Source organism: Mesorhizobium sp. M7A.F.Ca.CA.002.09.1.1 (assembly GCF_003998555.1).
GTDB lineage: Bacteria > Pseudomonadota > Alphaproteobacteria > Rhizobiales > Rhizobiaceae > Mesorhizobium > Mesorhizobium ciceri.
Map to the genome: position 1 here is coordinate 1 of NZ_RZRR01000153.1, position 8,188 is coordinate 8,188.

The following is an 8,188-nucleotide window of genomic DNA, read 5'->3' on the forward strand; positions in this document are numbered from 1 at the left end:
TGCCTGGATCGTGCCGTTCTGGAACGTCTTGACGTCCTGCAATTCCCAATAGCCGTCGCGCAGGAAGGCACGGGCAGCATCCTTGCGCTCGACGATGTTGCCTTGCGGGTCGAGAATGAAGAATACGACATCGGCCATTTCCAGGCCCTGGTTCAGGATGGCCCGCGCACCGATGATGGTGTCCCCCGAACTGGTTTTCTGCCGGATCCAGGGCGCGGCATCGGCCGAGACCGTATTCGATTTGCCGGAACGCAGCTGGGTTTCGATCTGCTCGGACCAGGAGAATGCGTGCGCGGCGAGCGGATTGATGACGCCAACCGACAGGACGCCGAACAGCAAGGCTCCGATACAGCAGGGCAAGAGGAACTGCCAGGCGGAAACACCGGCGGAACGCGCGATGACCAGCTCGTAGCGCCGGTTCAGCGACACCAGCGTCGCCATCGCCGAGAAGAGACCGACGAACGGCACCGTCTGCAGCATGATCATCGGCATGCGGAGGCCTGAAATGGCTACCGCCGTGCCGTAGGTGAAGCCGGGCAGGCCGGTGGTGCGGCCGGACAGCTCGGTGAAATCGATCAGGAACACCAGCGCCAGGAGGCCGATGAAGAACCAGATGGTGATCGTCACGTAGCGGAAGAAGAAATAGCGGCCCAGTGTCCAGCCCATCAGCCGACCCCTTGCCCTGATGTGCCGCGCCTGGACAAACGCAATTTGAAAGCATTCCAGCTGTCAGCGATGCGCGAGGCGAAGTTTGTCATCCAGTCCGCCCAGGTCACGGGCAGTTCCAGTGTCCGGTTCGAGACGATGAACCAGATCGCCACCGCGGAAGCCACGATCGGCACACCATAGACCATATAGGCATATTGCGGGATCTCATCCGCCTTGCTGGCGGCGAAAAAGCCCAGCCAACGCACGAACAGCGATATCGTGATCGCCGTGATCAGCGGATTGACGCGCGCCTCGCGGTGCGAGCGCGCATCCCCGGCGACCGCAAGCGCGATCAGCGCGAAAACCATGGAATAGGTCCATTCCGAGAACCGCTGGTTGACTTCGGCCCGGTATTCGTAGGGGCTCTGCTGATAATACTTGTCGTTGGCGCTCGGGTTGAGCAGGTACTGCGTCGTCTGGTCCTTGGGCAGGAGCGTCACCGCTGAAGCCGCCGCCATGAAGGCCGACATGTCGAAGGCATAGGAGGTGAAGCGGATGACGGAGAGATCGCCGGTCAGCGTTTTGCGATGGATGACGCCGTCATTCATCATCAGCACCTTTTCACCGCCGCGTTCGATGATGCTGCCGGTCTTGGCGTAGTAGACGAGGTTGACGCCTTCTTCGCGCGAATCGGCGACGAAAATGCCGCCCAGCCGATTGTTGGGAAGGCGCTCGCCGACCTGCAGGAACAACCCGTCGTCGATCTTGCGGAAGGTACCTTCCTGGATGATCAGCGACAACAGATCCGCGCGTGACGATGCCACCAGGGCCCGGTTCTTCTGCCGTGCGTAAGGATCGATGCCGTTGTCGACGGCAAAGGAAAAAACGGCTGCGGCGAGCGCCAGCAACATGATCGGCCGCACGATCGTCCAGCGCGAGGCTCCCGCGGCGTTGACGACGGCAAGTTCGGAATCCGAATTCATGACGCTGAGTGTCTGTGCGACCGCCACCACCAGCGCAAAAGGCACTACGATCGGGATGATGGACGGAAGGATGAGGGCGGCGACTTCGAAGAAGGTCAGCGCCGATTGGCCGCTGTCGGTGACCAGATCGATCTTTGCCAGCACCTGCGTCGTCCATACGATCGCCAGCGTCCACACAAGAGCGGCCATGAAGACCACGAAAGCGCGGCGCATGATGTAGCGTTCAACGACCTTCATGAAGGCTTTTCTCGATTTTTTCGAACGGCATCATGCCGCCGAACAAGGTAGCTGTCCGGCAGCGCCTGCACAACTGGCTCATCAGATGGTCTATCCGGGTTCTGTCCCACATCACGCCCCCCGGCTGGGCGGAGTGTCGGCGGGAATGGATAAGAAAGGGCGAACATCGATGGTTAACAACAAGTTGCGGCAAAAAGCGGGGCCGTGCCGCGACGAATCGTCATCGATTCCATAGGTCATATGGGATGCCAATTCGGCAAAGTCTTGCCAAATGCCGGAAAACGACCAAATGTCGCGCATCGTTTCGAACCGCTTCCCCAAAAGTCGCGCATTCCCTGAAAGCAGGACATGATGAATCAAAGACCGTCGATCGCCTTCGCCAAATTTTCCGGGTCCCAGAGCGGGGTGAACAAGAAGGGCACGGTCTTCGTGCTCGCGGCGGATGAGGGCGGCCTGAGCGACGTCGCCAAGCCCAGTGATCCCGGCAAGACACTGGAGCGGGCTTTTCCCGTGGCTGAGTTCACCGGCAAGTTCGCCAGCACGGTGGAAGTTCTGGCCCCGCAGGGAGCGTCGCTCGACAGACTGGTGGCGATAGGCACCGGCAAGGTGTCGGGACTGGACGAATATGCGTGGTTGAAGCTTGGCGGCACCGTTGCCGCGTCGCTGCGCAAGGCGACCGAGGTAGCGGTAGTCCTCGATGTGGTCGGCGCCTCGCCGAGCGCGAAGGACGCGGCAAGCCTTGCCGCGGGCATTCTCCTGCGCAGCTATTCCTTCGACAAGTACAAGACCAGGAAGGATAAGGACGACGGCAAGGCAGAGCCGAAGAAGCCGGTCAAGGTGACCATCCATACCGCCGATCCGGCCGCTGCGAAGAAGGCCTTCGCCGATGCCGAGGCGGTGATCGACGGCGTCCTTCTGGCGCGCGACCTCGTCAACGAACCGGCAAACGTGCTTGGGCCGGTCGAGTTCGCTGCCCGCGCCAAGGAACTCGAGGCACTCGGCGTCAAGGTCGAGATATTGGCTGAGAAGGAAATGAAGAAGCTCGGCATGGGCTCGCTGCTCGGTGTCGCGCAAGGCTCGCCACGCGGCGCCCGCATGGCGATCATGCAGTGGAACGGCGGCAAGCCGAAGGACAGCCCGATCGCCTTCGTCGGCAAGGGCGTCACTTTCGACACCGGCGGCAATTCCATAAAGCCGGCCTCGGGCATGGAGGATATGAAGGGCGACATGGGCGGTGCCGCCGCCGTTACCGGCCTGATGCATGCGCTGGCGGCCCGCAAGGCGAAAGCCAATGTCGTCGGTATCATCGGACTGGTCGAAAATGCGGTCGACGGTCATGCCCAGCGTCCCGGTGATATAGTCACTTCGATGTCGGGCCAGACCATCGAGGTGCTCAATACCGACGCCGAGGGCCGCCTCGTGCTGGCCGATGCGTTGTGGTACTGCAACGACCGCTTCCAGCCGAAATTCATGGTCAATCTGGCGACGCTGACCGGCGCCATCATGGTGGCGCTCGGCCAACATTATGCCGGCCTGTTTTCCAACAATGACGAACTGGCCGAAAAATTGTCGGTGGCGGGGCAGGCGACTCAGGAACGGCTGTGGCGCATGCCGCTCGGCGCCGAATACGACAAGCTGATCGATTCCAAGAACGCCGACATGAAGAACATCGGCGGCCGTTTTGGCGGCGCCACCATCGCGGCGCAGTTTCTGCAGCGCTTCGTCAAGGACACGCCATGGGCTCATCTCGACATAGCCGGCACGGCGATGGGGGCGCCGTCGAACGAGATCAACCAGTCGTGGGGTTCCGGTTTCGGCGTCAGGCTGCTCGACCGGCTGGTGCGCGATAACTATGAGCAGTGAACGGGTTCGATCACTATAGGCTGAAGCGATGGCCGACGTTCTGTTCTACCACCTGACCGAATCGACGCTGGAGGATGCGCTGCCAGGCCTCCTGGAGCGCAGCGTCGACCGTGGCTGGCGCGCCGTGGTGCAGACAGGCACCGAGGAACGCCGCGATGCGCTCGACCAGCATCTTTGGACCTTCCGCGACGATTCGTTCCTGGCGCACGCAACCGATCGTGAAGCTCATCCCGGCGAACAGCCGATTCTGTTGACCACCGGCGACGGCAATCCCAACGACGCCAAGATAAGGTTCCTGGTCGACGGCGCGGTGCCGCCTGACCTTGGCGGCTACGAGCGCGCGGTGTTCCTGTTCGATGGCCACGATGCCGCCCAGCTCGAGGCGGCGCGAGGACACTGGAAGGTGATGAAGAGCGCTGGCCACGACGTCACCTACTGGCAACAGACGCCAGATCGCCGCTGGGAGCGCAAGGCGTAGACCAGCCGCTTGTGGCGGATGACTCGATCCTACAGTCTTGCCTTGATCCGGTTCTGTTTCCGGGTGACGTAGTCGCCGTGTTTCAATCTCTTGAAAACATACCAGTCGCCATCCGGAGCCTTGCGCTGGTAGATTACTTTGCCAGCCTGGCGGTGCTCGAAGCAGGTCATCGAGCCCTTCACGCCAGGAACCGTGCCATTGCGCACGCCAGCACAGCTTGCCGCCGCCGGGAATGAACCACATGCCGTCGCCATAGCCCGACTTGCCTTTGTCGTGGGTCCAGGACTCGAACTGTCTCTGCTTGACGGCAAAGAAGCCGGCGCCCTTCTTGCCCCACAGCCACGAATGGTTCTGATAGATCTGGTAGACGCCTTCGTCAGGAACCGCTGTGGCCTCTTGAGCCTGCTCGGCGATTTTCATCGCCGTCTTGGCTGTCGCAGGAGCCTGGAAGGCAAGAACAAGAACGGAGCAGGCGAATGCCGCTCCAAGATAATTTCCCACTACCCGCTTCACGAAACTTCTCCACAGACTGATTTACGCCACGCCTCAATCCTCATCCCGAACCGCTGGTTCGGGATGGATCACGATCAAACAAGGAGATTGGAAGTCGATCCCGATCGCGTCGGGGTCGATCAGCACGATGCGTCTACGGCAGGACGTGCTGGGTCACCCTCCAGTCGGGCAGACCATAGCCACCCAGCCACGGCCACACTTCCTTCTGGTTGAAGTAGACAACCGAAGTCAGCGCCGGGAACTCCGCGTAGGATTTGCGGGAATCTTCCTGCCATTTCGAGACATAGTCCTGCTTCCCGACATAGCCGAGTTCCGCAACGATGATCGGCTTGTTGAACACTGCAACGCGGTCATAGCCGGGCTTCAGCAGCTCAGCGAAGGTGCGGTCGCGGCCGGTCTCGTCATCATCTTTTTTCTGCAGACCGAACACCGACAGGCCGATGACGTCGACATAGTCGTCGCCGGGGTAGTATTTTTCCAAACCCTCTTCGCCTTTGGGCGACCACATGTACTTGGCTGCGGGGGCAGCCTTGCGGCAGATGTCGACTTCGCGCTTGTAAGCGGAGATCCAGTCCTTGGGAGCCCAGTTGGCCCAGGTGAAGCGGCCGTTCTTGTCTTCCATTTCCTGCGCCCAGCGAATGGTCACCGGGCTCTTCATCTGTCCCACCAGGTCGCAGATCGCCTGCATGTTGGCGTCATATTTGCCGCTCAAAATGCCGTCGCGCAATTCGGGCGGGGTGATGCGCCAGTCCTTGGACCAGGTCCACGGCTCAACCGTGATCAGCAGCGAACGGCCGCGCTGCAGCGCATAGGCGTCGGCGAGTGGCAGCGTCGACAGATCGACGTCTTCCCAGGGCAGGAACAGCTCTTCGATGCTGGCGCTCTTGTCGGCGCTGAAGTCGCCGTAGGGATCGTAGGATCCGAACGCCGAGGCGGCGCTGCTCGTCTGGACGGGGTCCGTCGCGGCTACTGAGCCAGCGCCTCCTGCCGTGGGGAACGCGGCGCTTCCGCCCAATGCCAGCGCGATTGCAAGTGCTTTTACTGTGGAGTGTTTCATGTCGATCTCCCATGGCCCCAACCTCTTGCGGAAGTTAAGGCTTCGCCCGTGCGCATCGATGCTTGATCGACACGATTACCCAAAACCGATCGGCTCTATTTGGCAGAATCTGCGGGATTTCGGAGCGACCCGTTGGCGGATGTGCGAAACCTGACACAGAGCCACCCAAAAAATTATCTCTCAAGGCCCTATACAGGGGGCGCTCGAGAGAAAGTTCGCCGCGATACTCACAAATTCGCGTCAATATCCCGATATATCATCCCTGGCTAATTTAAGAGCCGGTCGCGACCAAGAGTCAAGTGCAATTAACGGTTGCTTAACCATGTGCGCGCGACATGGTTAACGCTGCTCTCAAAGTTCGATCCTTGCCGGACAGCTTTGGCCCATCGGCGAATTCTCCAGCGCTGAAAAATTTGCGGCTCATCGTTCACGTGCTGGTCGGTGGAAACTGTTCCACCGGACTATCCTTAACCAGTTCTGAAGAACCGTAGTTAAGAAATAACTAATTTAGTTGACTCTAAGGATGCCTGAGCGGATTCTGCTGCTGGGTTAGGCTCATCGGCCGTCGTTTGGCTGATGCTCGGGTGGCGGCAGTAAAGTGTATGAGTGTTTCCGCGGACGTGGGGATCATCGGCAGTAAGACCATGCCGAAACGGGGGCGTGGGGCAGCTCCGGGCAAGGCGGCGGAGAAGCCTCCTTTTCTGGTGCCCGTGCTGTCGGCCGCCCAGAAGCGGATCTGGAAGCTAGGACTTGCCTGCTGGTCGGTAACGTTCGGATTTTTCTGGTTCTGGTGGCTGCAGCCCGGGCACATCGAACACGTTATCCCATACATGCTGGCGACATTGACGCTCGTATGGCTGACATTCATGCCGATGTATTTTCTCTTGAACGTGCATGCGATGAAAAAGCCGTCCAGGCTTCACACGATCCCGAAGCATTCGCGTGTCGCGATGGTGGTGACCAAGGCTCCGTCAGAGCCGTTTTCCGTGGTTGCGCGAACCCTCGAGGCAATGCTGGCGCAGGACTGTCCGCATGATACCTGGCTGGCCGACGAGGACCCGTCCGAGGAAACGATTGCCTGGTGCGATGCCCATAACGTCATGATTTCGACGCGGCGCGGGCGGGAAGATTATCACCGCAAGGTGTGGCCCCGCCGGACGCGCTGCAAAGAGGGAAACCTGGCCTTCTTCTACGACCACTATGGTTATGAACGCTATCACTTCGTCGCTCAGATGGACGCGGACCACGTCCCGACACCAACCTATCTCAGGGAAATCCTGGTTGCCTTTGCCGACCCGGCGGTTGGCTATGTATCGGCGCCGAGCATATGCGACAACAATGCCGCTGAAAGCTGGTCGGCACGCGGCCGGCTGTTCCCGGAAGGGATGTTCCACGGACCTTTGCAGTCCGGCCACACGGGCGACGGAACGCCGCTCTGCATCGGCTCGCACTATGCCGTGAGAACCGCAGCGCTCAAGCAGGTCGGCGGCCTTGGCCCGGAACTGGCCGAAGATCACTCGACGTCCATGCTGTTCATTGCGGCTGGTTGGCGCGGTGTGCATGCCATAGACGCCATTGCCCATGGCGACGGCCCGCAAACCTTTGCCGATCTTGTCACGCAAGAGTTCCAGTGGTCGCGGAGCCTGATGACGATCATGCTCGAATACTCGCCCATATACCTTTCCAAGGTATCGCCACGGCTGAAATTCCAGTTCCTGTTCCGCCAGCTCTGGTATCCGCTTTTCGCCGTATTTTCGCTTCTCATGTACATCATGCCGATATACGCACTTATTACGGGTCAGAATTTCGCCAATGTGACGTATATTGACTTCCTTCTATACTATGCGCCGAACTCGATTTCGCTGATTGTGCTGGTGATGCTGTTGAAGTCCTTCGGGCTGTCGCGCCCACTGACCGCCAAGACGATCAGTTGGGAGGGAATGTTGTTCTCATTCTTCGCTCGTTGGCCGTGGGTGCTGGCGGGCACGCTGTCGTCGATCCGCGATTATCTGACCAAGTCGTTCGTCGATTTTCGCGTTACCCCCAAGGGCAGCGGCCCGAAAAACCTGCTGCCTGCCCGCGTTATTGTTCCCTATGTGGTGCTTGCAATGGGAGCTTCGCTGCCGGTCCTTCTTGTAGACCGCGCCTCGGACGCCACCGGCTTCTACTGGTTCGCTGCCTTCAATGCGTTCGTCTACGGATTGCTTGTGGTCGTGATCATCACCAGGCACCTCGTGGAGAACAAAATTTCGTTGCGTTGCAATGCCGCGAAACTCACCTTGCAGGCCTCGCTCGCTGGCGTTGCGCTCTTCGTCCCGGGCGCCGCGTTCTGTGACCGCGGCCTGGAAGGCATATATGGGCTCCAGCAGGGGGCAGGCGGTATGCGCATCGTCAGCGTGGCCTACCCGG

The 8,188-nt window shown here is 60.1% G+C and carries 7 protein-coding genes and 1 pseudogene; 3 read left to right on the plus strand and 5 right to left on the minus strand.

Translation table 11 applies throughout. The features are described 5' to 3' along the window. Together EN994_RS09520 and lptF are read right to left on the minus strand one after the other, a co-directional pair. Positions 1–666 (minus strand): LptF/LptG family permease (locus EN994_RS09520; RefSeq protein WP_127307497.1); only part of this gene is annotated, 666 nt, incomplete at its 3' end. After that, positions 666–1,868: an LPS export ABC transporter permease LptF gene (lptF, locus tag EN994_RS09525; RefSeq protein ID WP_013532506.1), complete on the minus strand. Its 1,203-nt coding sequence runs from the start codon at positions 1,866–1,868 to the stop codon at positions 666–668. The genes EN994_RS09520 and lptF, both read right to left, overlap by 1 nt. A 351-nt stretch (positions 1,869–2,219) precedes the next feature. Here lptF and EN994_RS09530 point away from each other — a divergent pair, with 351 nt between their 5' ends. Beyond that, positions 2,220–3,731: a leucyl aminopeptidase gene (locus EN994_RS09530; protein WP_013532505.1), complete on the plus strand. Its 1,512-nt coding sequence runs from the start codon at positions 2,220–2,222 to the stop codon at positions 3,729–3,731. A 28-nt stretch (positions 3,732–3,759) separates the two neighbouring features. Then, complete coding sequence (locus tag EN994_RS09535) at positions 3,760–4,209, plus strand: DNA polymerase III subunit chi (RefSeq protein WP_013532504.1); 450 nt, start codon at positions 3,760–3,762, stop codon at positions 4,207–4,209. A gap of 29 nt (positions 4,210–4,238) precedes the next feature. Here EN994_RS09535 and EN994_RS36815 read toward each other — a convergent pair whose 3' ends face one another. The 3 genes and pseudogenes from EN994_RS36815 to EN994_RS09545 all read right to left on the minus strand — a co-directional run bounded on the left by EN994_RS36815 (position 4,239) and on the right by EN994_RS09545 (position 5,779). Then, entirely contained in the window at positions 4,239–4,463 is a 225-nt protein-coding gene (locus EN994_RS36815) for a DUF995 domain-containing protein (protein WP_348631675.1), read from the minus strand. Then, positions 4,456–4,629, minus strand: a pseudogene (locus EN994_RS36710) (DUF995 domain-containing protein); the annotation flags it as partial. The pseudogene EN994_RS36710 and the gene EN994_RS36815, both read right to left, overlap by 8 nt. Before the next feature lie 226 nt (positions 4,630–4,855). Beyond that, the gene (locus EN994_RS09545) at positions 4,856–5,779 is read right to left on the minus strand and encodes a glycoside hydrolase family 26 protein (RefSeq protein ID WP_013532502.1); all 924 of its coding nucleotides are present in this window, start codon (positions 5,777–5,779) and stop codon (positions 4,856–4,858) included. A 602-nt stretch (positions 5,780–6,381) separates the two neighbouring features. On the opposite strand from EN994_RS09545, the gene EN994_RS09550 reads away from it, so the two are divergent. Continuing rightward, a partial coding sequence (locus EN994_RS09550; protein WP_127307498.1) for a cellulose synthase catalytic subunit occupies positions 6,382–8,188 on the plus strand: 1,807 nt, incomplete at its 3' end.